This window comes from Haloferax sp. S1W, assembly GCF_044593955.1.
In the GTDB taxonomy this organism is placed as follows: domain Archaea; phylum Halobacteriota; class Halobacteria; order Halobacteriales; family Haloferacaceae; genus Haloferax.
The window spans coordinates 1-24775 of the sequence record NZ_CP172597.1; the positions used below are offsets into that span (position 1 = coordinate 1).

Annotated in this window: 24 protein-coding genes and 2 pseudogenes; 14 read left to right on the forward strand and 12 right to left on the reverse strand. The window is 58.8% G+C overall.

Features of this window, described 5'->3' with window-relative positions; genetic code table 11:
- Nucleotides 1-127: 127 nt before the first annotated feature.
- The 3 genes and pseudogenes from ACH9L7_RS17795 to ACH9L7_RS17805 form a co-directional block, all read right to left on the reverse strand.
- Nucleotides 128-625 (reverse strand): annotated as a pseudogene (locus tag ACH9L7_RS17795) (AAA family ATPase); the annotation flags it as partial.
- A 78-nt stretch (nt 626-703) separates the two neighbouring features.
- Nucleotides 704-850 carry a hypothetical protein gene (locus ACH9L7_RS17800; RefSeq protein ID WP_396613729.1) on the reverse strand — a complete coding sequence of 49 codons (147 nt, stop codon included), beginning with the start codon at nt 848-850 and terminating at the stop codon, nt 704-706.
- A gap of 268 nt (nt 851-1118) precedes the next feature.
- Nucleotides 1119-2504 carry an ATP-binding protein gene (locus tag ACH9L7_RS17805; RefSeq protein ID WP_396613730.1) on the reverse strand — a complete coding sequence of 462 codons (1386 nt, stop codon included), beginning with the start codon at nt 2502-2504 and terminating at the stop codon, nt 1119-1121.
- A gap of 151 nt (nt 2505-2655) precedes the next feature.
- Here ACH9L7_RS17805 and ACH9L7_RS17810 point away from each other — a divergent pair, with 151 nt between their 5' ends.
- From ACH9L7_RS17810 to ACH9L7_RS17845, 8 genes and pseudogenes are all read left to right on the forward strand, one after another.
- Nucleotides 2656-3834, forward strand: a complete 1179-nt coding sequence (locus tag ACH9L7_RS17810) for a hypothetical protein (RefSeq protein ID WP_396613731.1) — start codon at nt 2656-2658, stop codon at nt 3832-3834.
- Nucleotides 3835-3840: 6 nt separating this feature from the next.
- Nucleotides 3841-4635: an ABC transporter ATP-binding protein gene (locus ACH9L7_RS17815; protein WP_396613732.1), complete on the forward strand. Its 795-nt coding sequence runs from the start codon at nt 3841-3843 to the stop codon at nt 4633-4635.
- 37 nt (nt 4636-4672) lie between these two features.
- A complete protein-coding gene (locus ACH9L7_RS17820; protein WP_396613733.1) occupies nt 4673-5854 on the forward strand; it encodes an ABC transporter permease in 1182 nt (393 codons plus the stop codon).
- Between the two features lie 82 nt (nt 5855-5936).
- The gene (locus ACH9L7_RS17825) at nt 5937-7109 is read left to right on the forward strand and encodes an ABC transporter permease (RefSeq protein ID WP_396613734.1); all 1173 of its coding nucleotides are present in this window, start codon (nt 5937-5939) and stop codon (nt 7107-7109) included.
- Nucleotides 7110-7548: 439 nt separating this feature from the next.
- Nucleotides 7549-7818: pseudogene (locus ACH9L7_RS17830) on the forward strand (PhoD-like phosphatase N-terminal domain-containing protein); the annotation flags it as partial.
- Nucleotides 7799-8287 (forward strand): alkaline phosphatase D family protein, encoded by a 489-nt coding sequence (locus ACH9L7_RS17835; RefSeq protein WP_396613735.1) that lies wholly within the window; start codon nt 7799-7801, stop codon nt 8285-8287. The pseudogene ACH9L7_RS17830 and the gene ACH9L7_RS17835, both read left to right, overlap by 20 nt.
- A gap of 258 nt (nt 8288-8545) precedes the next feature.
- Nucleotides 8546-9718 carry a PQQ-binding-like beta-propeller repeat protein gene (locus ACH9L7_RS17840; protein WP_396613736.1) on the forward strand — a complete coding sequence of 391 codons (1173 nt, stop codon included), beginning with the start codon at nt 8546-8548 and terminating at the stop codon, nt 9716-9718.
- Nucleotides 9708-10988: a PQQ-binding-like beta-propeller repeat protein gene (locus ACH9L7_RS17845; protein WP_396613737.1), complete on the forward strand. Its 1281-nt coding sequence runs from the start codon at nt 9708-9710 to the stop codon at nt 10986-10988. Before ACH9L7_RS17840 ends, ACH9L7_RS17845 begins: the two co-directional genes overlap by 11 nt.
- Here the strand turns inward: ACH9L7_RS17845 and ACH9L7_RS17850 are convergent, their stop codons facing one another.
- The gene (locus tag ACH9L7_RS17850) at nt 10989-11630 is read right to left on the reverse strand and encodes a helix-turn-helix domain-containing protein (protein ID WP_396613738.1); all 642 of its coding nucleotides are present in this window, start codon (nt 11628-11630) and stop codon (nt 10989-10991) included.
- Between the two features lie 282 nt (nt 11631-11912).
- Here ACH9L7_RS17850 and ACH9L7_RS17855 point away from each other — a divergent pair, with 282 nt between their 5' ends.
- Entirely contained in the window at nt 11913-12443 is a 531-nt protein-coding gene (locus ACH9L7_RS17855; protein ID WP_396613739.1) for an HXXEE domain-containing protein, read from the forward strand.
- Nucleotides 12444-12529: 86 nt separating this feature from the next.
- On the opposite strand, the gene ACH9L7_RS17860 is transcribed toward ACH9L7_RS17855, so the two are convergent.
- Together ACH9L7_RS17860 and ACH9L7_RS17865 are read right to left on the reverse strand one after the other, a co-directional pair.
- Entirely contained in the window at nt 12530-13855 is a 1326-nt protein-coding gene (locus ACH9L7_RS17860; protein ID WP_396613740.1) for an aspartate aminotransferase family protein, read from the reverse strand.
- A 254-nt stretch (nt 13856-14109) separates the two neighbouring features.
- Nucleotides 14110-14913: an IclR family transcriptional regulator gene (locus ACH9L7_RS17865; RefSeq protein ID WP_396613741.1), complete on the reverse strand. Its 804-nt coding sequence runs from the start codon at nt 14911-14913 to the stop codon at nt 14110-14112.
- 277 nt (nt 14914-15190) lie between these two features.
- Here ACH9L7_RS17865 and nhaC point away from each other — a divergent pair, with 277 nt between their 5' ends.
- Nucleotides 15191-16660, forward strand: coding sequence for a Na+/H+ antiporter NhaC (nhaC, locus tag ACH9L7_RS17870; RefSeq protein ID WP_396613742.1), 1470 nt, complete (start codon nt 15191-15193; stop codon nt 16658-16660).
- An 81-nt stretch (nt 16661-16741) separates the two neighbouring features.
- Here nhaC and ACH9L7_RS17875 read toward each other — a convergent pair whose 3' ends face one another.
- From ACH9L7_RS17875 to ACH9L7_RS17890, 4 genes are all read right to left on the reverse strand, one after another.
- Nucleotides 16742-17017 carry a helix-turn-helix domain-containing protein gene (locus ACH9L7_RS17875; protein WP_396613743.1) on the reverse strand — a complete coding sequence of 92 codons (276 nt, stop codon included), beginning with the start codon at nt 17015-17017 and terminating at the stop codon, nt 16742-16744.
- 2 nt (nt 17018-17019) lie between these two features.
- Nucleotides 17020-17766 (reverse strand): beta-ketoacyl-ACP reductase, encoded by a 747-nt coding sequence (locus tag ACH9L7_RS17880; protein ID WP_396613744.1) that lies wholly within the window; start codon nt 17764-17766, stop codon nt 17020-17022.
- Between the two features lie 248 nt (nt 17767-18014).
- Nucleotides 18015-18488 (reverse strand): HTH domain-containing protein, encoded by a 474-nt coding sequence (locus ACH9L7_RS17885; RefSeq protein WP_396613745.1) that lies wholly within the window; start codon nt 18486-18488, stop codon nt 18015-18017.
- A 138-nt stretch (nt 18489-18626) separates the two neighbouring features.
- Nucleotides 18627-19289, reverse strand: a complete 663-nt coding sequence (locus ACH9L7_RS17890) for a MaoC family dehydratase (protein WP_396613746.1) — start codon at nt 19287-19289, stop codon at nt 18627-18629.
- Nucleotides 19290-19474: 185 nt separating this feature from the next.
- Between ACH9L7_RS17890 and ACH9L7_RS17895 the strand changes: the two genes are divergently transcribed.
- The 4 genes from ACH9L7_RS17895 to phaC are packed head-to-tail and all read left to right on the forward strand — an operon-like array spanning nt 19475 to nt 22336.
- Entirely contained in the window at nt 19475-19807 is a 333-nt protein-coding gene (locus ACH9L7_RS17895; protein WP_396613747.1) for an AbrB/MazE/SpoVT family DNA-binding domain-containing protein, read from the forward strand.
- Nucleotides 19800-20264 carry a hypothetical protein gene (locus ACH9L7_RS17900; protein ID WP_396613748.1) on the forward strand — a complete coding sequence of 155 codons (465 nt, stop codon included), beginning with the start codon at nt 19800-19802 and terminating at the stop codon, nt 20262-20264. The genes ACH9L7_RS17895 and ACH9L7_RS17900 overlap by 8 nt, the downstream gene beginning before the upstream one ends.
- Before the next feature lie 45 nt (nt 20265-20309).
- Nucleotides 20310-20858: a poly(R)-hydroxyalkanoic acid synthase subunit gene (locus ACH9L7_RS17905; RefSeq protein WP_396613749.1), complete on the forward strand. Its 549-nt coding sequence runs from the start codon at nt 20310-20312 to the stop codon at nt 20856-20858.
- On the forward strand, nt 20855-22336 hold the full coding sequence (gene phaC / locus ACH9L7_RS17910; RefSeq protein WP_396613750.1) for a class III poly(R)-hydroxyalkanoic acid synthase subunit PhaC: 1482 nt from the start codon (nt 20855-20857) through the stop codon (nt 22334-22336). Before ACH9L7_RS17905 ends, phaC begins: the two co-directional genes overlap by 4 nt.
- 20 nt (nt 22337-22356) lie before the next feature.
- On the opposite strand, the gene ACH9L7_RS17915 is transcribed toward phaC, so the two are convergent.
- Together ACH9L7_RS17915 and glnA2 are read right to left on the reverse strand one after the other, a co-directional pair.
- A complete protein-coding gene (locus ACH9L7_RS17915; protein ID WP_396613751.1) occupies nt 22357-22782 on the reverse strand; it encodes a universal stress protein in 426 nt (141 codons plus the stop codon).
- Between the two features lie 459 nt (nt 22783-23241).
- Nucleotides 23242-24624, reverse strand: coding sequence for a gamma-glutamylputrescine synthetase (gene glnA2, locus ACH9L7_RS17920; protein ID WP_396613752.1), 1383 nt, complete (start codon nt 24622-24624; stop codon nt 23242-23244).
- Between the last annotated feature and the right edge of the window lie 151 nt (nt 24625-24775).

Genomic DNA, 24775 nt, shown 5'->3' on the forward strand with positions numbered 1-24775 from the left:
GCAGTTCCCGGAGCAGCACCGCTCTTTCAACCCGACCCACTGCGCAATCGACGGGTCGGCGACTCACGTATTTTTGGAGACAACAACGGACGTGCCACTAGAGACGAACTCGTCACTGATGCTTTGGGTCGATTTGCGCTTCCGGGAGCGGGAAGACACCCTCGCTTTCGACGGGGTTCTGCGTCGCGATGACCAAGAACGGGTCGGGAAGCGGGAAGGTCTCACCATCGACGGTCACCTGTCCTTCGGCCATCGCTTCGAGGAGTGCGGCCTGTGTCTTCGGCGGTGCACGGTTGATTTCGTCCGCAAGGACGACATTTGCGAATATCGGCCCGTGGGTGAACTCGAACCGTTCCTCCGCCTCGTTGTAGATATGCGTGCCGACGATATCCGATGGGAGGAGGTCGGGTGTGAACTGCACGCGACTGAACTCGAGGCCGAGTGCCGTTGCGAAACTCTTCGCCGTAAGCGTTTTTCCGGTTCCAGGAACGTCTTCGAGGAGGATGTGTCCGCCCGAGACGACGCCGACGAGCACGGTTTCGAGGAACTTTCGGTCGGCGATGACTGCGTTTTCGACTGATTCGAGAATGGAGGTACAGTATTCCGTTGCAGCAGCGGGGTCCATGCGCGACGATATACGGCGAAATAGTATAGGTTATTTGACTCTATTGGGTGGTTGCTCAGTGAATGGTCCGCTGCTAAGTTAGCCAATCTGGACTGCAAACACGATTTGCTCGTTCAGTATGACGTGGAGTGATTGCGTCGCATCGTTCCACTCCTGTGTTTCCGTATAGGGTGATTCCGAAGTCGCGTCGGTGACTGTGACTTCTACGTCGTAATCACTCTCCATTATCACCTTATTATTGATTTTCTCCTGTGAATGTGGTTCTAATTCGAGGGTGGTGTCGATGCTGGCCGATTCGCGACCACGTTTAGTGACTATCAGGTCAACCGTCCGTGTGTCCCTTCCTTCGTTGTGGACAACAACGTCAGTTGCACCCGGCTACTGCCGAGTCTACTCGTACAGCCGGCGAGTCCTCCGAGACTAATCGCGCTGAAATTTCTGAGGAAGGCACGCCGAGACCAATCCAAGCGCATGGACCGAATTCAAAGCATTCTCACATGTAGCTTCCGCCAAACAGACCCATAATCTCCGCAGGAGTGTACAGAGACAGGTCGTCGCGGCGCGCCGCAGTTTCGTCCAACTCGTCGGTAAACCCGGACCGCGAGAAGAGCGCGTACTGCACGTCGCGGTCCGACCCCTGCCAGCGAACCTCGGGTTCGAGGGCTTCGAGGTCGTCGAGGAGGCCGACGCCAACGGGACTGCTCGTCCACTTGCACTCTCCGAGAAGGAGCGTCTTGGTCTGGGGGTTCACGCCGACAACGTCGATTTCGTCGCCGCCGTACCACCAGCGGCCGACCCGAGCGCACGCCACTGGGAACGACTCCGTGTGGACCGCCTGTCGACACACCTCCTCGAACGCGAAACTCGTGTGGGTCGGCAGCGTCTCGGCGATGGACTCACGGACTGGTGCGGTTCGACCCTGTTCGAGTGTCCCGCGGTTCGGTGAGACGTAGCGGAACCAGAATCGGACGAACTGGTCGGTGAGCGTGTAGATTCCGCGTCCGTCAGGGTCCGTGACCGGTGTTTCACGCTCGACGAGCGCGAGTTGAGAGAGGTTCTTGAGGTATCGCGAGATGCTGCTGGCGTTCTTGTCGATGTCGTTGGCGATATCGGTGACACGTGTCGCCCCGCTGGCGATTGCTTCGAGAATTGCCATGTAAGTCGTCGGCTCCCGGAGTTCCTGTCGAAGCAGGAACTCGGGTTCCTCGTAGAGGAATTCACCCTTCGAGAGGATGTGGTTCTCGACGTTTGTCAGCAGGTCATCGGTCTCGTCGAACTGTTCCAGATAGGCTGGAACACCGCCCAACACGCTGTAGGTCTGGACTATCGAGTCGGCGTCGTACGACGGGAAGAACTTCGCGGCGTCACCGACGCTGAGCGGTTCGAGACGCCACTGGCCGGTTCGACGGCCATAGAGCGGGCTCTCGTAGCTCAAGACGCCTTCTTCCATCATCGAAATCGACGACCCGAGCACCACGAGCGAGATGTCGGTGTCGCTGAGAACGTCGTCGACGAGCGTCTGGAACACCGACGGAATGGACTCGTCAGATTCGACGAGATAGGAAAACTCGTCCAACGCGACGACAAACGGGCCGTCGACTCGGGCGTTCAGATATCTGAACGCGTCGAGAAACCCATCGACATCTGGTGGCACATCGTCGAAGTGAGCAGCACACTGCTTCGCGAACTGCCGTGCGTTGTGTTCTGGGCCTCGCTGGTCGCAGAGATAGTACTGCGAATCGTGGTCGAGCGCGTCGAGGGCTGTCGTCACGAGCGTCGTCTTTCCGACCCGACGACGACCGTACACGACGAGAAACTGGCGGTCGCTCCGCGATAGGTGCGAGGTCAACCAGTCGAGTTCGTCGTCTCGGTTGATCATTATGCAGTAGATAATATTATCGCATGCATAAAGTTTGCGGGAGGGAATGATACTTCGACATAAAATGTAAACCAAATATCTTATGTGGGAACGCACACGCCCCTCAGTTTATGATGGTCCCCAGGCGACACTATCCGGAAGGTGTTCATCGATGAGTTCGAAATCGAGACACAAAAATAGGTTTCCGACGCTTTCGTTGTTCTTTGTCGGGGTTCTCGTTCTCTCGACTGTCGTCGTTCCGTTGGCTGCGCAACCGACGAAAGCCGCCGATGCGCACATCGGCATTACGAACGTCGAGGTAACACCGAACGACCCTGCACCAGGGCAGCAGGCCGAACTCGTCACGTCGATTCGAAACGGCGAAGACAGTCCGAGCGTCATCGAACTCACCGACGTCTACGTCCGTCGGCCGGGCAGTTCAAGCGATATCACGCGAATCGAAGAAGTCGGTACCATCCCTATCGGCGGGAACGTCTCTGTTCCGCTAGCCGTCTCCTTCGAGAAACTGGGTGTGAAAAACCTTCGAATCATCGCCATCGGGAGGCTAAAAGATGGTTCCCACGTTCGCGTCCAGTATCCGCTGACCGTTCACGTCAAAGAGCCACCTCGTCCACAGTTGGAACTCTCGGTCGAAGAGGCGGTTCCGGGCGCGAAGCGGTCTGTCAACGTCACCGTCGCGAACGGACTCGACCGCGACATCCGACAGTTGACAGTCGTCTCGTCGTCTCCGGAGGTGAACTTCAGCGTCAACGAGCGAGTGAATGCCACGTTAGCAGCAGGTAAGTCGACGACGTTCACGTTCCCCGCTCGCGTTTCTGAGGCGGGTCGACACCCCGTGAATCTCACGCTCCGATACACGGACCGCGGCGTGCAGCACGAAGTCACCCGCTCGTATCAGCCGAGTTTTGATTCACCGACGAACCCCGGGAAAGTCATCTTAACGGACCTTCAGGCGTCCCAGACTGGCGGCACAATCAAGATTTCAGCGACCGCTGGGAACGTCGGGTCGAGCACCGTCGAAAGTGTCGTCGTCGAAGTCGCCGAAAGCGAGACCGTAGACCGCAGCAAGTACTTCATCGGCAGCATCGACAACAGCGACTTCTCGTCGTTCACGCTCAAATCGGATGCCAAGGGCAACGTGTCGTCTGTCCCAGTGACGGTGACGTACACCGTCGGCGGGGTACAGCGGTCGTTCACCACCGAGGTCAGCGTCGAACGACAAGCAGTTCGACAGCATGTTCCGAAACAGAGCGGTCTTCCGCTCGTTCCGATAGGCGGTGCCGCGTCGGTACTGCTCGTCGGTGCGGTCGTCTATTTCTGGCGGAGGTGATGTGACATGGCTCCGGACATCTCCGTTTCCGCCGAGGCGGACGAAGCGAGCGCGGACCGCGAGGAGAGCCACACCGCTTCGACGGATGCGGGTGGCAATGTCATCATCCGCGGTGAGCACGTCGTCAAGGAGTACCAGACAGGGACACAGACTGTGCAGGCGTTGAAGGGAATCGACTTCGGCATCCAGCCGTCCGATTTCGTCGCCATCGTTGGGCCGTCCGGCAGTGGAAAGTCGACGTTACTCAACTTGCTTGGGTTGCTCGACGTGCCGACCAACGGGACGGTTCGACTCCGAGGAGAGGATGTCTCGACGTTCTCCGACGCAGACCGGACGACCAAGCGAAAGCACACAATCGGATTCGTCTTCCAGAGTTTCTACCTGATTCCGACGTTGACGGCACTGGAGAACGTGGAGATGCCGCGGATGCTCGACAGAACCCCGGTGAAGACACGAGAGCGCGCGAAAGCCCTGCTTCAGCGCGTCGGTCTTGGTGACCGCCTCGACCACTACCCGGACGAACTGTCCGGTGGGCAGAAACAGCGGGTCGCAATCGCACGGTCGCTGATAAACAACCCGGCGATTCTGCTAGCGGACGAACCGACGGGGAACCTCGACAGAGACACCGGAGACGACATCCTCGAACTCTTCGACGAACTCCGCGCCGAAGAGAACGTGGCCGTCGTCACGGTCACTCACGACGCCTACGTCGCCGAAGAAGCCGACCGTGTGGTGAACCTCGTCGACGGCGAGATAACGGATGCTGGGACGTCTGCGTCGGGTGGTGTGGTCGAACAGTGACCGTCTACAGCGCCACTTCGCCGTGGGGTGAACTCACGTGAGTTGGCTCCGTCGATTGACGGCCCAATTTCCGACCGTCGTACTCGCTCGGCGGAACCTGTCGCGGGCGACCGCTCGGTCCCTCCTCGCTATCGTCGCAGTCGTCATTGGCGTCGTCGCAATCGGAACCATCGGAATGGGCGGCGAGGCGTTCAAACAGGACCAAATGGAGGCATTCGATGGATTCGGCGGAACGGCGACAGTGAATCCTGTCTACCACTACGACGGAAGCGGAACCATCGGTGATTCCTTCTCCGATAACGACATCAACCGAATGCGGCAGGTAACCGACGGTGCAACGGTACTCCCAGTGATAGAACGGTGGGACGCTATCGTCCAGACGCCGTCGGGCGAGGTTATCGTCACCGCACAGGTAAAAGGAATCGACAACCCTGGGTCGTTCTACGAGACGAAGTCAGGAACAATCCCGGATAATTGGAAGCGGAGCGTCGTCGTCGGCTCTCGTGTCGCTGAGAACAACGATATCCAGCCGGGAGACAAGGTGACGGTCATCGTCAACGGGTCGCTCAACCAGCGGCTTCCGGTCGCAGCCGTGCTCGAACCCCAGGGGTTCGCCGACCAGCTACAAGCCGACCGTACTGTCTTCGTCCCGCTCGGTCTGTTCGATGACCACGAGTACGAACGTGCTATCGTGCGCGTCGATTCGAGAACGACATCGATAGAGAGTGCCTCCGAGAGTATCGAATCGGAGTTCAACGTTCGGACGAGGAACGTCTACATCCGAGAGGTCCAAGACCAACGTGAGAGTTTCGAGAAGACGTTCGAGACTATCAACCAGTTCCTCATCGGCGTCGGTTCGATTTCACTTCTCGTTGCTGCTGTCACCATCGCCAACACGATGCTGATGTCGGCAATCGAGCGTGAGCGTGAAATCGGCGTGATGCGGGCAGTCGGCTATCCGAAACGAGCGGTCGTGAGCTTACTGGTGGCCGAAGCGTCTATCCTCGGGCTTATCGGTTCCGCAGTTGGCGTCCCGCTTGCACTCGGTATCGGGATGGTACTCAACCACGCACTCCTCGGTGACCCGCTCGCGTTCACGACGGCAGGGTTACAGTACGTCGGAATTGGTGCTACGTTCGGTATCGTGACCTCTCTGCTCGCTGGTGTGTACCCCGCGTGGAAAGCGGCGAACAAACAACCCGTGGAGGCGTTGGACTGATGCGGCCAATACGAAACAGACGTCGAAGTCGTCGCTTGGACAGCGCCAGCAACTTCTCGATGCACACGCGGAGGTGCCGACGATGAGTTGGCTGTACCGCATCGTGGGGTTGTTCCCGCGACTCGTCATCGCTCGCCGGAACATCTCGCGTGCGAAGGCTCGGTCGATACTCGCCGCCGCGTCTATCCTCATCGGCGTCGTCGCCATCGGTGCAATCGGTGCAGGTGGTGCTGCTTTCAAGCAGAGCCAACTACAGAACATTCAGGACCAAGGTGCGACGAACGTCTTCGTCTCGCCGGGGTTCGATAAGGAGGAGTCGTACTTCGACCGTGAAGACCTAAAGGCGATAGAGGAGGTGGTGGGGCCTGCCGGTGTCGTTGCGACGAAGAGCAAAGAGATGGAAATCGTGAGACGAAACGATAGCCGCGAGCCAGTCTCGACCACCTATATCGACGACCCTCGGGTGATGTACGAGGTTGGACGCGGCGAGATACCCGAAAATTGGCGGCGGAGTATCGTCGTCTCCCACGACTTTGCGTCTGGCCGTGGCGTCGCCCCGGGTGACCGACTCACACTCGCTCCAGAGCAGGACGCCGAATCCGAACAAACCCAAACAGAGCGCACGTACCGAGTTGTCGCCGTACTCGAGGAAACCCAATCGTTCGGTGCGAGCGAAATCTACCTCCCCATTGAACAGGCGGAAAGTAGACACTACGGTCAGGTTCGGATTACGACCCGTTCGACCGACCGCGCCGAGGCAGTCGCAGCGGCGCTTCGAGAGCGATTCAACGACCGAAAAGATAGACTACTGGTGTTTGAACTCACCTCCCTCGTCCGCCTGTTCAAGCAAATCGTCAACGGTATCAACACGTTCCTCGCCGGACTCGGGTCCATCTCGCTGCTCGTCGCTGGTGTCTCGATTACGAACACAATGTTGATGGCGGTCATCAAGCGACGCGAAGAAATCGGGGTGCTACGCGCAGTCGGGTACGGGAAGATGGATATCGTGCAGATACTGCTGCTCGAAGCGGCCTTGTTGGGTGCCCTCGGATCTGCGGTTGGGATTATAATCGCTCTCGGTGTGGCCGTGATGGCGAACTCCATCTTCCTCGGCAACCCGTTTGCCTTCTCTCAGTCCGCGCTGGTCTATCTAGTCGGCGCAGTCGCCTTCGGTATCCTCACGAGCATCATCGCGGGCGTTTATCCGGCGTGGCGAGCAGCAAACGAACGACCTATCGACGCACTCCGGGGGTAACATATCAGAAATATACTGTAGACTACGTTCTGAAACGTTCACTTATAAAATAATGTACTATTTTGGACCTTACATTCTCTTCCGCGGTCGAATTGCGGTCCCTCTTCTCACCACTGTAGGATTGTGACATTCTCCAATTCAGATGATACACGGTTAGATGACGAGTTCTATGGCAATCGACGTGCCACTACCGACTCCTATTGATTCGTCTCTTCTGCTATCGTATCACACGAGATACTGTTCAAGCACTAGTTAGTATGTTCAACTATGGTTTGATATTACAAAATATCATTTTATAGACAGCCGTCTCCGAAGGTGGATGGACAGTCCCAACCCACCCACCCCAGACCCGACCGCGCACAGTCGTCGCCGCTTCCTGCAAGTGACGGGAAGTGCAACCGCTCTCACGATTCTCGGCGCATCGGGAGAGGCCGAAGCGATGGACGACACTGGCCGGTTCGAGACCGACCCGTTCTCGCTCGGCGTCGCCTCCGGTGACCCGCTTTCGGACGCTGTAATTCTCTGGACTCGCCTCGCACCGACCCCGCTCGAACGCGGCGGTGGGATGCCCGAAAGGAAGGTGCCAGTCAAGTGGACCATCGCAGAATCCGAAGACATGCGGCCCGTCGTGCAGACGGGGACCGTATTCGCCCACCCCGACTCGGCCCACTCGGTCCACGTCGACGTTCGTGAACTCGACCCTGGCACCGAGTACTTCTACCAGTTCAAAGCTGGCGGCCACGAAAGTCCGGTCGGGCGGACGAAAACCGCCCCAGCGGGCCGTCAAGAACGCCTTCGAATCGTACACCGACAACCCGGTGGTCGTCACCGGGGACTTCCACTCCAACTGGGCGAACGATATTCGAAGCGCGCGCGAGGAGTCTGAGACAATCGGCACCGAGTTCATCGGTACCTCGATTTCGTCGGGCGGTGACGGTTCCGAGTACACCGACTTCGGCGGCGACGAATCGGTCGTATTCGGAAAGTACGTCGTCGACGAGAACGAGAACGTCAAGTACAACAACAGCAGACGCGGCTACACCCGCTGTACCATCACACCCGAAACCTGGCTGACCGAGTTCCGAGTCGTCGATTACGTGACCGAACGCGGTGCACCGATTCGAACTGATGCGACGTTTGTCGTCGAGGCGGGCGTCCCCGGCGTGCGAAAGCCGTAAGAAGCAACTAAGTTCCTCGCTTCCAGCGAGATACCCACTCCCTTCTCGCGCTCGCCCCGATTACGCGACGCCGCCTCAGATTGAGCACCGATAGCCGCGACGACATCGTGCTCTTCGTCGGAACACTCGTCGTTGCAGCGGTCACTCTTGTCGTCTTCTTCGCTCTCGGCACCTTCCTCTGAGCCGGTTGCGGTGTCCGTCCGTCCACCGCTCTCGAACTGACAAGACTGATGTCAAACGGTTCATAACTCGTTTCCAATGGTCCCGTACACGCGACGCGATGCGCTCAAAGCCCTTCCCGCGCTTGCGGCCGGACTGTCCGGTTGCACTCAACTCACGGGAAACGACGACTCCTTTCCGGCACCAATACAGTGGTCTACCAGAGTCCGGGAGCCAACGCCGGGTATCGTCCCCGATGCTGGACCGCTAATCGTCGGGTCGAAGAGCCCATTCCCGGATTACCCAGCAATGACTGCCATCGACCCCAAGACCGGCGAGACGCGCTGGACCGTTGAGGCCCGCAAAGGCGACCGGTCACCGGTCGGGGCCGACGACGAGTACGCCTACCTGTTTTCGAAGGGTGGACGGGTCTTTGCGGTCGACCACCAGTCGGGCGAGCGAGTTTGGACAGCCTCCGTGGTCGATGTCTTCGAGGCGGACCCCGGCGTGGTGCAGTTCCCCCCACTTCCAGTCGGCGACACTGTCATGCTCCCCATCTCGGGCACTGAAAACGACGTTTCCGACAGACTCGTCGGGTACTCTCGGGCGGATGGCACCGAACGGTTCACCGTCGAATTATCGGCGTCGATTGCTGGCGCTCCGGCCACTGACGGCACTGGCGTCGTCGTTCCCTTACTCGACGGCACGCTCCACCGGATTTCGGCCGATGGAACCGAGCAGTGGCGCGTCGACGTTGGTCCGTCGATGTCGGCCGTCGAAATCGAGACGGGAATGGTCTTCGTCGGCAGTGCGACTGAGGAGTTGCTGGCCTTCGACGCGCAGACCGGCGAAAAACGATGGAGCGGGTCACTCGAAAACACCGTCTTCTCTCGTCCGCTCGTCGCCGATGGGCAGGTGTACGTCGGCGGAGCTGACTACTACCTGTACGCGTTCGATGCACAAACGGGCGCTCGACAGTGGCGGACGGAGTTGGACAACGCAGTGACGAACGGGCCGACGAAGGTTGGCGAGCGACTCGTGACTGTGGCCGGCGGTGATATCTTCGTCCGCGGACGCAGCGGAACGGTTCCGCACTCTCCCACGGTGTTGTATATCCACACGACCGATGGAACCCTCGTCAACGATTATCGACTCAGTGGCTACTACGACGGTGGCCCGTTCGCGTGGGGGGGAGCAATCGGGGACGGCGTGTACGTCGGACTGGATTGGCAACTCGCCCGACTCGATTCGGAGGTGCTCGATGCCGAGTAAGCGTCCGGCCGACCGGTCGGAGCGTTCTGCGGAGCACGGCAATCGGCCGACGGACCGGACGCGATACGTCTCCCGGCGCGACGTTCTCGGGAGCCTTGCTGCCGTCGGTTCGATTGCCATCGCCGGGTGTAGTTCGCTCCGGTCGCTTCTGAGTCCCGACCCGGTGTGGCGACGTGACATCCCGAACGCGGCCGCGGCAGGCCCCCTCACCGTCGGCGGTGACCGGGTGTTCGTCGGAGCGCAAGATAAGGCACTGTACGGATTACACCGCGAGGATGGGTCGACTGTGCTGCGTTTCGAGACGGGCGGACCTATCGAATCACGACCGGCCGTGTCTGCGGACGGGCAGACCGCGCACGTCCACAGTACCGACGGTGACCTCTACACTGTCGACAACACGGGTGAGTTACGCTGGAGCGACGAGGGACGCTTTGACCGCTCGCGCATCGTTCGTCGAGGCTCCCTTCTCGTTCGGCTCACGTTCGACAGTCCGGACGACACGATGACCGGGTTTGATGCGATGGGTGGTGAAACGCGGTTCGAGCGACCCGTCGCAACCTATCGCTTGAATGGGTTACTCGATGAATCACTCGTCGTTCCGGAACCAGTGAGTGAGGTCGAGACACGCGTTACCGCACTATCGACGACCGATGGAACTGTTCAGTGGGCGACCGACCCGTCTAGTTCATACCCCGGCGTGAGGGCAGACACGAATCTCGTCATCACCATCCGAGAATCACGTGTCTCCGCCTACGAACCGAGCGACGGACGAACGCGGTGGGAGACGCCCATCGGCAACCCCGGATACCTGACGGAACTCGGCCCGCACGTGTATCTCACGCTTGATGAGTCGAATTCGAACCAAGAACTGGTGGCACTCGACCGGAAGACTGGCTCCCGGCGATGGACGCAATCGGCGGGGCTGGACATTCGAGCCATCGAACCGACGACCGATGCGGTGTTCGTGGGCAGTCGCGTTGACGACCCTGACGGCGGTATTCTCGGGCGTATCGACTGTTTCGAATTGGACGGGACCCGTCGCTGGCACACAGTGACTGAACTGCCCTCTGTCGAGCACATCGTCGTGATTGGCTCCGCTGTCGTGCTCGTGAGCGACCGGGCGTTCACTGTCGTCGATGCGGAGACTGGGACGGAGCGATGGACACACGAGCCAGACTCGTACAGTCGGCTCTCCGTGCACGCAGCGGAGCAGTCACTGTTCGTCTCGTATCTCGATGACGGGGCAGTCGCTCGGTTCGAAATCGACTGACTACCCGACAAGTTCTGACAGTACGTGCCGTTCTACTTTCCGGAGATGCTCGCTTACTGTCGCGGTTGTAACACCCACGTGGGAAGCGATTTCCCGGTGCGTAGTACGCCTCGGTGTCTCGTAGTAGCCGTGTTCGACGGCTACCGAGAGAACCTCGCGCTGGCGTTCTGTCAGCTTCGATTCGAGACCTCGGTTCTCGGGATGATATGGCCCTTTTCTGACGAGCGTAAGCTCGATTTCCGGGGGAATCGCTTCGACGACGCGCTTGAGTGCTTGCTCTGACCCACCTATCGTGACCTCGAGGCCGTCAGCAGTGTGCAAAAGCGGCGTTTCGAAGACGACACTGTGGGTGTGTGCGAGGCCGAAGAGTTCACGTACGGGCCTGATTGGTCGGCCGTGAATATACGTGAGACCAGCGGGCGTTTCCGGAACGTCGCTGTCGATGACTCCCGAATGAGAATCGAGGTGGGTCTGCACGCGAGACGGATCTCCTCGAAGCTGATAGAGGAGTACAATCGAGCCATCGTCGAGGACGTTGATGTAGTGGAGTCCTTCTCGGGAAATAGAGCGGTCCGCCGCAAGTAGCCGATTCGCCGGGTGAAAGCCACCCTCGACGGTGAACGCCAGCGTAATCGAGTGCACAATCGGATATCTCCCGCAACATAAATGAACCTTCGAGGGTAGGGCAGCGTCGATAACCCACATCCAGACGAACTCGTGCGTGTACTATGATGGACTGTAGACTATCGCGACAACCGGTGTATACTCAACGGTCGCCACAACAGCACGTGACTGCAACCGCATATACGAGGCGGAGCAAAAAGGAGGGTCTCTGAGATGACCGCTGAAACCACCGCTACCGAGCGTTCTTCTTCGAGTGTATGGTCTCGGGAAGCGGTTCTTCCTGGACTTGTTACCCTTCTCTTGGTAGGTGTATTCACGTATCTCTCACCCGGCCTCTCGTTACTCGTCACGTTCGTCCCGGCGATTATGTTAGCGTACGTTTGCTATCTCCTGACGAGCTTTCGGCAGATGCCCGACCCGGGGCGCGTCCTTCCAGTCTATTTAGGAGCGTTGAGTGTTCAGTTCCTCCATTTCGCCGAGGAGTTCACGACCGGATTCTACACTCGGTGGCCGGTCGAAGTGTTCAATGCGACACCGTTCGAGATGTCCACGTTCGTCTCTCTCAACATGGTCTCGTACGCCGCGTTTGCGCTCGGTGCAGTCGCCATCTACTGGCAAGTTAGAGGACCGATGCTCGTCGTCTGGTTTTTCACGCTCATGGGTGTCATCGGAAACGGCATTCTCCACCCACTCTACCCGTTTTTCGCAACTGGCTCGTTCGGTTACTTCCCCGGGCTTTTCACGTCGCTCATCTATCTGTTTTTGGGGCCGATTTTGTTCTCTCGGCTCTGGGAAGTCCGAACCGACACCGACACTGATGAACGCATCTAGTTGGGATGGTCGATACGCGTACGACCGAGTTGGTCGGTACGCGAAAAGTGAGGGTCGGAACGTTGAAGGGGTGAAAGGAGACGCCGTTAGGCGTGCTGCTGTGCGACGCCAACCACGTTGTCGAGGGCCGTTTCGAGGAGGTCGACTGCGAGGTTGAGTTCGCGTTCGGTCACGTCGAGCGGCGGCAGCAGTCGAAGCGAGCGCTTTCCGCACCCGAGCGTAAGCAGTCCCTCGGAGAGGGCGGCTTCTAAGACCTCGTTGCGGTGCTCTTTGGTGTCGAATTCGAGCGCCGTCATCAACCCGAGTCCACGGACATCGGTGATGCAATCTGCGCGCTCGGCCACCTGTGCGAGGTTGTTTCTGAGGTAGGCTCCCTTCTCGGCGGCGTTCGACATGAGGTTGTTTTCCTCGATGATTTCGAGCGTCAACGCCCCCTGAATCGACGCGAGAATGTCGCCTGCGCCCCACGTCGAAGAGAGTCGCGCTTCGGTATCCGGGAACAGTTCCTCGTTCGATATCGTCGCGCCAACTCGAAGCGCCTTCGCGCTGGTGATGACGTCGGGTTCGAGGTCGTAGTGGTCCGAGGCCCACATCTCGCCGGTACGACCGACGCCGGACTGGATTTCGTCGGCGATGACCGGGATGTCGTGTTCGCTACAGATGGCCTGCACTTCGCGCATGAACTCCTCGCTCGGGACGCGGTAGCCGCCTTCGCCCTGAACCGGTTCGAGGATGAGGAACGCGACTTGCTCGGCAGGGAGATGACCGTGTTTCGAATCGAGTTTCTCGCGGAGCCCTTCGAGTCCCTCCATCGAGTACGGAACGTCGTGGATGCCGCTCACTTCGGGGAATTTCCGACGGTGGACCGATTTCGACCGGTTCAGAGAGAGTGCACCGAGGGTCCGACCGTGGAATGCGCCTTCGAAGGTGATGCCGTACTTCGGCGTGTCGCAGTGGTCGTAGCAGATTTTAATCGCGTTTTCGACCGCCTCGGCCCCGGAGTTCGACAGGAAGACCGTATCAAGTCCGTAGTGGTCTGTGGCGTCGGTCAGGAGGTCCATGAGGTGGGAGGGACCGGGAAGTGACGTGGTTTCCGGCGTCCCGCCGGTGCTCACGTAGAAATCCTGCCCGGCGATTTTCATCGGGTCTACGAGGTCAAGGTCGTCGAGGCGAGCCTTCAGTTCGGGATTGTTGTATCCGAGCGGCGCGGCCGCGACGTGGCTGGTGAAGTCCATGAGCACGTTGTCGTCGGGGTCAGTACAGAACGGCCCGATTGCATCCTTGGTGATGTCCCAGACGAATTCGTAGACGTACGTGCTGGTTGCGGCCGTTTCTTGGTGATACTCGACCCACTCGGTCGCCTTCGGACCGGGAAGGGAGGTGACACGTGGCTCGACTGAGTCTCGATCCATATTCACTCCATACTTTACAATCATACATAAATTTAGCTGATAAGCGACCTATTGGCTCGAATAGGTGGTGGTAGTTCACAGATTGTCCTGATGGTTGGGATAGAACTTTGATAATTACGAACAGTAGTGTTTTGTGTGAACAAGGGGCAACCCCGGGGTACAACTCTCACTGCTCCCATATCATCGAAAATCGTTCACAACCGGGGTCTGGATTTCTCCGAATTCGGTTCGGAAATATCGAACTCAGGCAAAATTCAGTGCTGCCGTTCGAAGACGGTCGTTTCGAGGTTCACCTCGATGATGTTCGCCGTCTGCATCACGAGTTCGGGAATCTCCGTCTGGAAGCGCTCTCCGGAGAGTCGACTCGTGGGGGCAGTCACACTGACTGCGCCGCAGACATCGCCGTCGACGCCGCGAATCGGCGCACCAATCGAACGCGTGCCCCGAAGCTCTTCTTCGTCGTTGACGGCGTACCCCTGTTCTCGAATCTGTTCGAGTTCACGAAAGAGACGATTCGGGTCGGTGATGGTGTTTTCAGTCCGTTCGGCGAGCCCCTGTTTCTCGATAATGTCGCGGACGCGTGCTTCGTCGAGGTTTGCGAGCATCGCCTTGCCGGTGGACGTACAGTGGAGATACTGCGGTGCTTCCCGCATTCGGAGATGGTAATCCGTGGCGATGGCGTTGTCGCCGCGACTCTCGTAAACCGTCACCTCCTTGCCGCGGTGAGTGACCGTCAAGTGGACGTATTCGCTGGTCTGTTCGGCGAGCTTGTCCACTTCGAGTTGGCCCGCCCGATACAGGTCCGTCTCGTTCCGGACGGTCTCACCCATGGTAACAAAGCGGAACCCGAGGCGGTACTGCCCGTCCGACTTGGTGATGAATCCCTCGTCTTCGAGCGTCGCGAGGTAGGTGTGGACGGTCCCTTTCGACGCATCGAGTTCGTCGCACAGCTCGCTGAACGTCGGCTTCGACCGCCGCTGAATCGTGGCGAGTATCTCGCTGGCGGTCTGTACGGATTTGATTCGACGGGGCTCGTCTGGTTGCCGACTGTCGTCCATACCAGTCCATCTCGGGGACAGCATAATAGTTTTGGTATATCAAACAGCCATTTCCCGAACTCACCGAAATGTTCTCCAAACCTCCATATGAGTTTACTATATCCAAACAAATTTGGTGAGAATGTCCGATTACAAACTTTATATAGGACATTCATGATTGTTTGAGTGGTATGGATTGTCATCTCCACCGACCTCGGACTGTCGAAACTGGGGACCACGAGAACTGCCCCACGCCCGAGTTGCTCGTCGACACGCGGCGGACTTCGGGGGTGTCACGATGGGTCTAGCCTTCGAACCACGACTCTACGACGAAATCGACCCGGAAAAGCGACCGTCGTTGCTCGAGGCGCTCGTTCCGGTGGTCGGGATGCTCGTCTTCCTCGGGGCTGGTATCGCAGTCTATGGTCTCGACCCCCAGTTCCCGCTGTTCTGGGGAATCGCGTTCACCGGGCTCTTTAGTCGCTACTGGCTCGGTATCTCGTGGGATGACCTCTACAACGGCATCACCGACAGCCTTCACATGGGAATTCAGGTCATTCTCATCATGTTCGTTGTCTACGCGCTCATCGCCACGTGGGTCGCCGCGGGGACGATTCCGAGCCTGATGTTCTACGGGTTGGAACTCCTGACGCCGAAGATTTTCCTCCCGATTACGGCGGTGCTCGCGGCCATCGTCACCTTCGCCATTGGGTCGTCGTGGACCGCGGCCGGGACGCTCGGCGTCTCCTTTATCGGTATCGGTGCCGGACTCGGGATTCCCGCGCCGATGACGGCGGGTGCAATCCTTTCGGGGGCGTACATGGGCGACAAACAGTCGCCGCTTTCCGATACGACGAACCTCGCGGCGGCCGTCACGAACACCGACCTGTTCGACCACGTTAATGCGATGCGCGACGGGTCGCTCGTCGCGTTCGCGATTGCTGTCGTGGCGTACGCCTTCCTTGGCTTCAGTGCATCCGGGAACATCCCGGTCGGCCGTATCGCCGAGATACAGACCGCACTCTCGGGGTCGTACACGATTTCGGTGCTGACGTTCGTCCCGCTTTTCGTCACGTTTGGGCTCGCCATCTACGGCGTTCCTGCCCTGCCGACGCTCGGCGCGGGTGTGTTCGCGGGCGCAATCGTGTCGGTCACGATGCAGGGGACCGGCTTCGCAACCGTCTGGTCGATTGCGCAGTCCGGAACCAACCCGTCGACCGGGATGGAACTCGTCGACGGCCTGCTGGCCAGCGGCGGCATGATTGGCGGCGCGTGGGTTGTTACGATTGCCATCGCTGCGCTCTCTCTCGGTGGGATGCTCGAACGGGCCGGGATTTTGGCCGTCCTCGCACATCATCTCGGCCGGTTGAGCCGAGGCGTGGCAAGCCTGACGGGCGTGACCGCCATCTCCGCTGTCTCGATGAACATCCTCGCCGCAGAGCAGTATATCAGCATCGTGGTTCCGGGAATCACGCTTCGGAACCTCTACGAAGAACAGGGGCTCGATAGCGAGAACCTCTCGCGGGCCATCGAGTCAGCCGGGACGACGACGAGCGCGCTCATCCCGTGGAACAGCGGGGCGCTCTTCATGGCGGGGACGCTCGGCGTCGGGACCTTCCAGTACGCCCCGTACTACTTCTTCGGGTTCCTCTCGCCGCTCGTCTTACTGCTCATGGGCGTGACCGGATGGCAAATCACCTACAAAGAGGGTGCTGCTCCCGACGGTGTTGCCGCCCAACCTGGGTCGGCATCGACGACCGACGACTGACGCTCGCCTTCTCGTTTCCTTTTTTCGGCCGCTCGGCTCAGTGGGTGTTTCACCGCGTAAAGAAACACGAAACCAGGCGACTCAGTTCGGCTGTAGGACGTAGCGCTCGTCGTCACGCTGGACGAGTCCCAGGTCGACGAGATGTTCGAGAACCGGATAGAGCGTAATCGTCTTCATTCCGAGCATCTTCCTGAGTTCGTCCACCGTTCCGGCCCGTTGCACGGAGAGATAGAGGTAGACGAGTTTGGTCTGCGACGACGAGAGAGCATCTGGAATCGGTTCGACGGACCAGCGTGGCTCTGAATATTCGCTCCAGCGCGGTGGCATGGACGCGAGTCGTTGGTCCTCTTTGTACATCGTCACCACTCCATTCCGCCGTTGACACCGAGTACCTGCCCGGTCATATAGCTCGACTCGTCGCTGGCCAAGAACCGGACGATACCCGTGATGTCTTCAACCTCAGCGAACCGCTTCAGAGGGATACGCTGTCGAATTTTCTCTTGAACCCCCTCACCAACGTCGGCGAGCATGTCGGTCTTCGTGAAGCCCGGCGCGACGCAGTTCGCTGTCGTATCGTGTCGCGCCAGCTCGAGCGCGATGGTACGCGTGAATCCGAACAGACCGCTTTTCGTGGTCGCGTAGTTGGCCTGTCCGTAATTTCCTTGCTGGCCGACCACGCTCGAAATGTTGATGAGGCGGCCCTGGTCCGACTCCTTCAGGTCGTCGTAGAAGACCTTGGTCGCGTTGAACACACCACCGAGATTTACGTCTATGACGCGGTCCCAGTTCTCGCAGGTCATGTTCTCGAACTTACGGTCGACGGTCACGCCAGCGTTGTTCACGAGCACGTCGATGGGTCCGAAGGCCTTGTGGATGCGCTCGCGCATCGCTTCCACCTCGTCGAACTCGCAGACATCAGCCTGTAACGCGATGGCGGACCCTCCGGCAGCCTCGATTTCGTCGACGACATCGTACGCCTCGGCTTCGGAGGTGCGGTAGTTTACGACGACTTCCGCTCCTGCCTCGCCGAACTCTGTTGCGATTCCACGTCCGATTCCACGTGATGCTCCCGTCACCAGACACGTTTGGGATTTGATACCTTCCATATTTGTGTAATGTTGTCACTACTCACACGCAAGTGTCGGCTACCCACTCGACGTAATCTCTGCTATCGTGGGGTACTCCCGACGTGGTTGCTCGCGTGGGTTTGCTTCTACTCCAATTGTTAGATTATCGTCATTCCATAAAGGGGTTTCTCCGAGATACAAGTGTTCGATTCGCACGGCTTAAGAGGTCTAAATAGCGGACAATAGCGCTCACGAGCGGGGTTCCGTGTGTCCCGGTTCACCCGTACTCAGACACTCGGCGTTTTCACACCATGGCCGTTCCGGAGGGTTTCGAGGCACTCGACGACTGAACACGTACTGCCGTCGCTGTGGCAGGGGTACACCCCCACTAGCTCGTCGTCGTTGTAGACTGCGAGACAGATTGTTGGGAGAGAAACCACGGTGTAGTCCTCGTCCGCAATCGAAGACGCGATTGTCCGCTCGTCGAATACGGTCCCCAGTGAAACGTCGTTTTTCGTCGCCCACTCCCTGAATTCGCGGATGTGTTCGAGCAACTCTCCGCCGTACTCTGTGTTTGCGACCGGTCCATCGGCTCGAAGTTCGCGCCCCCATACGCGAACGTCGCAGTCGGCGATGTATCCGTCCTCGGCGAGTTCGGTGAGCGTTTCGACGGCCGCTTCCTTCGTGCGCTCCACGCCGATTTCGGCGTCGGCACGCAGGAATAACTTCACGTGCTTCGATTCGTCCGTTTTCGTGGTCATGTCGGGTGGTTCCAGTCGACGTAACTGGGAGTAAACGTACAACAAACTAACAAAAAATACTTTGCCTACCCATATTCCGGTGGTTTCCTTCGCCTAGCTCGCAGATTTCACGCTTGAAACCGACACGTCGGGGCCGACTCACTCGTCAGTATCGGGGACTGGGTCGACCAGGACAACCGCCTCACCGTCGATAACGTCCTCACCGTCACCCTTCGTCACCGCCGTCGAGAGACGGTAGCGGTCTGCAGCCAGTACTTCGGCGACTTCGACTTTGGCGGTCAGTCGAGAGCCAATCTCCACGGGACTCAGGAACCGCGTGTCCTGCGAGAGGTACACGACGGACCCAGGTAACCGGGCTAACGCCGCGCTAATGAGCCCCGAAACGAGAGTTCCGTGAGCGATTCGTCCGCCGAATCGAGTCTTCCTTGCGAACGAATCGTCGAGGTGCAGGCGGTTCGTGTCTCCGCTCGCGTGAGCAAACGCTTGGATGTCTTCTTCGGTAAGCGTCTTCGAGAACGTGACCGTATCGCCTGTTTCGATATCATCTGGCGAATCGACAGTTCTCGTCACTTCCCAGTCGGAGTCGTCGTACGCGACACTTCCGGTGGTCGCTTCGTGCTGTTCCTCGTTTCGCTCGTCGTCGGTGTCGTCACTGAAGCCAAAGGCGGCCAGCGTCGCGCGGTTTGCTTCGAGAACGCTGTTGGCGAAGTGCTGGGAGGCGCGGAGCCAAGTCGCTGTCAGTTCTTGCATGCCGGTCAACGGGGGTGGCGTCGTTCTGTCGGCGGTCTTCTCACGGGCCATCTTGGTGGTCGTTAGTGCGGTCTGTCCTCGCCCGACTTATTGAATTCGATGTGTTCACAAGGAACCAACAAATATCGGTTTGGGGGTGTCTAGGACCGCGTCCTACCAACTGCTACCATCTACTGCCACTAAATGGTATCGAAGGGAACCTATTTGTTGTTTCAGATACAATAGCTGAGTAGGCGATGACGAACGACTCAAACGATGTGAGGTGGCCACCAGCGCTATTCGCATCACAGATGCAGAAGGCTAGCGAAGAGTTCACCCAACAGCAACTCCGTCTGTTCGAGGAACTACTGACGGCGGGTTCCGGCGTTCCGGATGGTCCTTCGATGGGTGAGTTCCCTGACCTCGGTTCGATGAGCCTCCAGACTGCGGTGTTCAAGACGCGCGTCCAAAGCGGCGGCCGAATCAGTATTCCCGACGCAGAGCGCGATGCACTCGACATCGAGGAGGGTGACCTCGTCCAGGCGTTCGTCGTCCCAATCAAGCAACCACGTGGTGATTCCAATGAGTGAGTACGCAAATCCGTTCGCACAGTTCTTCGAGTTCCAGCGCCGTTCGATGGAGCAGAGTCAAGAGACCATGCACCAGAGCGTGGAGTTCCAAAAGCAACTCACGGACGTGATGGTTGACGGGATGAAGACCCAGCAGTCGGTTAACCGCAAGGGAACCGACCTTGCTCGAACTGCGTTTACGTCGTACTTCGACATGCTGGAGTCGTCGATGCCCGGCGACGCCACGATGTACGAGGATGCGAAGGAGATGATGGACGACCAGTTCGACACCGTCGACGAGATGACTGTCCAGACGTGGGAGACCATGGAAGAAAGCTTCGAGGAGAACGCGGATGCCATGAACGAGTTCATGGACCACTCGATCGAGTACTTCGACCACGCAACTGAAGTCTACCTCGAAGGTCTCCAAGCGATGGACGAGAGTTCGACACGCGAGTCCGCAGACGGTTCGGAATAGGTAGCACAGAAGATATTTTATCCCGTCCGAGAGGATTACCTGACAATGGAAAAACAACACGGCGACGAGTGGACAACGTACGCAGAAGAGATGAACGAGGCGATGCTCGCGGCCCTCGAACGAAACGTCGAGGCGCAATCGCAGTTCGTCGAGTCGTGGCTCGACGCGCTCGATGAGACACCCGAGGTGACTTCGGAGACGATGAGTGAGGGACTCGACGGCTACGCTCGCGCCTACGAAGTGTGGATGAACGCCGCCGAACGGCAGTTCGAGCGGGCGAGCGACGCATTTGAGGGTGAGGAAGTCTCACCCGACGAGTTCCGCGATATCTGGCTGAACTCGGCGAACGAAGCGTTCAAAGAGGTGATGGATACCTCGGCGTTCGCCGCAGCAACCGGCCAGACGGTCGAAGATGCGCTCGAAATCCAACAGGAGGTCGACGACGCCGCGCAGTCCACGTTGCGCACCCTCGGCTTTGCGACCGAAGGCGATATCGACGAAGTCGCAAAGCGTCTCGTCGAACTCGAACGCCGCCAGCACGCAGTCGAAACGAAACTCGACCGCATCCTCGATGCGATGAACGTAGAGGGATGACGCCAGTAACCCTCGCGTTGGACTTACAGCGCCGCCAGTGGGAACAGGCCGCGAAGCTCATCGACCGAACCGCGAGCGTTTCTGATAGCGCCGAAACCGCTGCGCAAGTCTCGGTCGGTGAAACCCCGAGTGAGGTCGTCTACGAGGAGAACAAACTCAGACTCCTCCACTACGAATCGCAGACGGAGTCCCAGTACGACGTACCGATTCTGGTCGTGTACGCGCTCATCAACCGACCGTACATTCTGGACCTGCAACCGGACCGAAGCGTCGTTCGGACCCTTCTCGAACAGGGGTTCGATGTCTACCTCATCGACTGGGGTGAGCCGTCGCGACTCGACAGTCACCTCACGCTCGACGACTACGTTTCCCGATACGTCGACAACTGCGTCGACGTGGTTCGCGAGCGGTCGGGACAAGAGTCGATAAACGTCCTCGGCTACTGCATGGGCGGGACGATGAGCGTCATGTACGCGTCGCTCTTCCCAGAGAAGGTTCTAAACCTCGGGTTGATGGCCGCTGGACTCGTCTTCGACGACACCGGCGGGGTTCTCGAACGCTGGGGTGACGAGGAATACTACTCGCCCGAAGTCGTCGCCGACGCCTTTGGCAACGTTCCCTCGGAGTTCCTCGACGTCGGGTTCGCGTTGATGGACCCCGTCGAGAACTTCGTCACCAAGTACGTCAGACTGTTCGAGAACGTCGAAAACGAGGCCTTCGTGGAGAACTTCTCCCGGATGGAACACTGGCTGGCAGACGGCATCGACGTCGCGGGCGCGACGTACACGCAGTTCCTCGAAGACATCTACCAGGAAAACAAACTCGCCCGAAACGAACTCGAATTAGACGGCAAACACATCGACCTCTCGCGACTCGAGATGCCCATCCTCCAAATCGTGGGCGAGTACGACCACCTCATCCCGCCGGAGGCGAGTAAACCGTTCAACGACCTCGTGCCGAGCGATGACACGGAAGTCATCGAGGGAGCGACCGGTCATATCGGGCTTTCCGTCTCGTCACGTTCGCACAGGGACCTCTGGCCCGCTGTGGGTGACTGGTTTGCCGAACGTTCGACAGGTGACGACGCCGACTCGCAGGCTGAAGACACCTCTTCCGTCGGTGAGGAGACCGAAGACGCCTCACCTGTCGACGAAGAGACCGAAGTCACTGCGTCCGTCGACGAAGAGACTGAAGACGCCTCGTCTATCGGTGACGACACTGACTCACTGGTTGAAGACGATACGTCCCCCGACGAAGAGACCGACTCAGAGACTACTGCACCGAGCGAACGGTCCGGTGACAAACTCGAATCCATCGATGGAATCGGCCCCGCGTACGCGGACCGACTCGCGGCCGAGGGTGTGGCATCGGTGGCCGCGTTAGCCGCGGCCGACCCGTCAGAGATTGCCGACGCCATCGACGTGCCAGTGTCGCGAGTGACGACGTGGGTTCGCGAGGCAGCCGAGAGAACTGACTGACGGCCTGCACTCAAGCGCATTCAGACGGAGCGGACCGGAACCCGCGAACGCTGGGTCACCCGGTCTGTACAACTCCCGGCGTGGGGATGGTGGAGCGGCGACCTGCCGTGCTGACCCATCACGATGAGTTCGATCCCCTGTTCGTTGGCGTACGAGAGAATAACCTCGTCTGGCATGCCCCGCTTGCAGACGGACACGGCATCGAGACCCATGTCGTTCGCGCGCTCTTCCACCGTCTGAAGTATCGATTCGCCCGACTCTTCGAGCTGTTCGTAGAACAACTCGTCGCTCGAGAGCGCCGGCGTGTCGCCGTAGATCCGCTGGTCGACGACGTAGAGCGCGTGGACCGTCGAGCCGTGCTGCTGTGCGATATCAAGCCCATACTCGATACCACGCTCGGAGCCGATGCTTCCATCGACTGGGATGAGGATTTTGTCGTACATCATGCTCACACATTCGCTCGCTCTCGACATGAAGTTTTAGCAGATTGACTGGAATGTCGGCGTGACGCTCACTACTTGTTTCGACGACTCTCTTTCCGGGTCACCTGACTTACGCCGCGGACCCCTGACCGAGGGGGCGTGTCGAGATATTCAATAAACTCTAGACAATTTAGACGGAGTTGACAACAATTGGTAATTACCATTTACACACGTACACCTGTAATGGGTGGTCGTTCATATGTTATACAATCCACACGTTATGGAAACGGAAGCTGTTACGAGGTGACCACCGACACCTGTGGTGGTGAACACTACGTCGACTGCTCCGAAGTGTGTCTGGAATGGTGTCTTTCTCGAAACTCTCTGAACTGCTCTCCACTCGGTCGGTGGAGTGAGATATCTCTCTGTGTGGTGTTTCCACCACCGTCTGCACCGCGCCGTGAATTTCGTGTCTGATTCCGTTCAGTACACTCGCAAGTATTCGTCTCGCTTCCACTCACCGGCCGATTCCGTGAAGGCCCGCCACTGATTTCGCTTTACTTCTAGGTACGACTCGTGCAGTTTCTCCCCAAGTGCGTCGGCAAGAACCGAGTCAGATTCGAGCGCGTCGAGTGCCTGTCGAAGTGTGGTCGGCAATCGCTCGATTCCGCGCGCGTCTCGCTCGTCTGCAGAGAGGTTTCCGGGGTCGCACGCGACTGGGTCGCCGGGGTCGCGTTCGTTTCGGACGCCGTCCATTCCGGCGGCTAGCAGGCCGAGCAACGAGAGGTACGGGTTTGCGGAGTTGTCGGCCGGGCGGAACTCCAGTCGCGTCGCAGCACCGCTGTCTGTGTCGGGAGACGGAATGCGGACGATTGATTCTCGGTTGTCGAAGCCCCAACAGACGTACGCAGACGCCTCGACCTGCGGGCGGATTCGTGCGTACGAGTTGACTGTCGGCGACGTAAGCCCCACGAGAGCGGGGGCGTGTTCGAGCACCCCGCCGATGAAGTGCCGAGCGGTGTCGCTGAGGCCGTACTCCGACTCGACGTCAGGGTCGAAGAAGGCGTTTTCTTCGTCTTTCCACAGCGACAGGTGGATGTGACAGCCGTTGGTCGAGTGGTCTGTCGGTTTCGGGTGGAACGTCGCCGACAGGTCGTGGCCATCGGCAACGCCCTGAATCGTCTCTTTGTAGTGGACGTACGAATCCGGCGCAGTGAGTCCGGACTCATGTCCGGTGACGATTTCGTGTTTCCCCGGCGCGTGTTCGGGATAGTATCGGTTGAACCGCATCCCCTGTGTTTTGAGCGCGTCGACCATCTCGCGGATGACATCGTGGGCCGCACGCATGTTGGCAGTCGAGTAAACACCCGCGTTGTCGTGTGGGACGAGTCCTGATTCGGTTTCTTCGAACAGATGGAACTCGCTCTCGAAGGCTGTTTTCGGTTCGAATCCATCCGCTCTGAGTTCGTTCAGGAACTCGCGTAACGCGCTGCGCGGATCTGCTTCCCAGCGGTCGCCTGTCACCGTTTCGATGTCGCACAGCATCGCCGCGCACTGGGATTCGTACGGCAGGACCTGAAACGTGAACGGGTCGGGGACGAGGCGGACCTCTCCAACCGAGTCGAACATCCCATCCAACAGTCTTCTGTCCCGAGCGGTGAGTGACTGTACCGATTTGGGAAGTGTCACGCCTCGCTGGAGGAGTGTCTCGATATCGCGTGCTGGAACTGTGTGGCCGCGGGTGACACCGTCGTTACCCACGTAGAGGAGTCGAATTAGCTCCACATCGTGTTCTGAACAGGTGTTTTCGATGGTCTGGGCGGTCGATTCGGCGAGGTCGTCTGTGACTTGAGCGTGTCCTTTCATCCGTTTTGGTGACGTTAGAGAAATACGTACAAAAATGTTTAGGCCGACCTAAAACCGAAACGCATTACATTGGTTTAGGCTAGCCTAAAATATATGCAGCAACATTCAGCCGCCCGGAACATCCAGACGAATTACGACAACACCGTCGGTG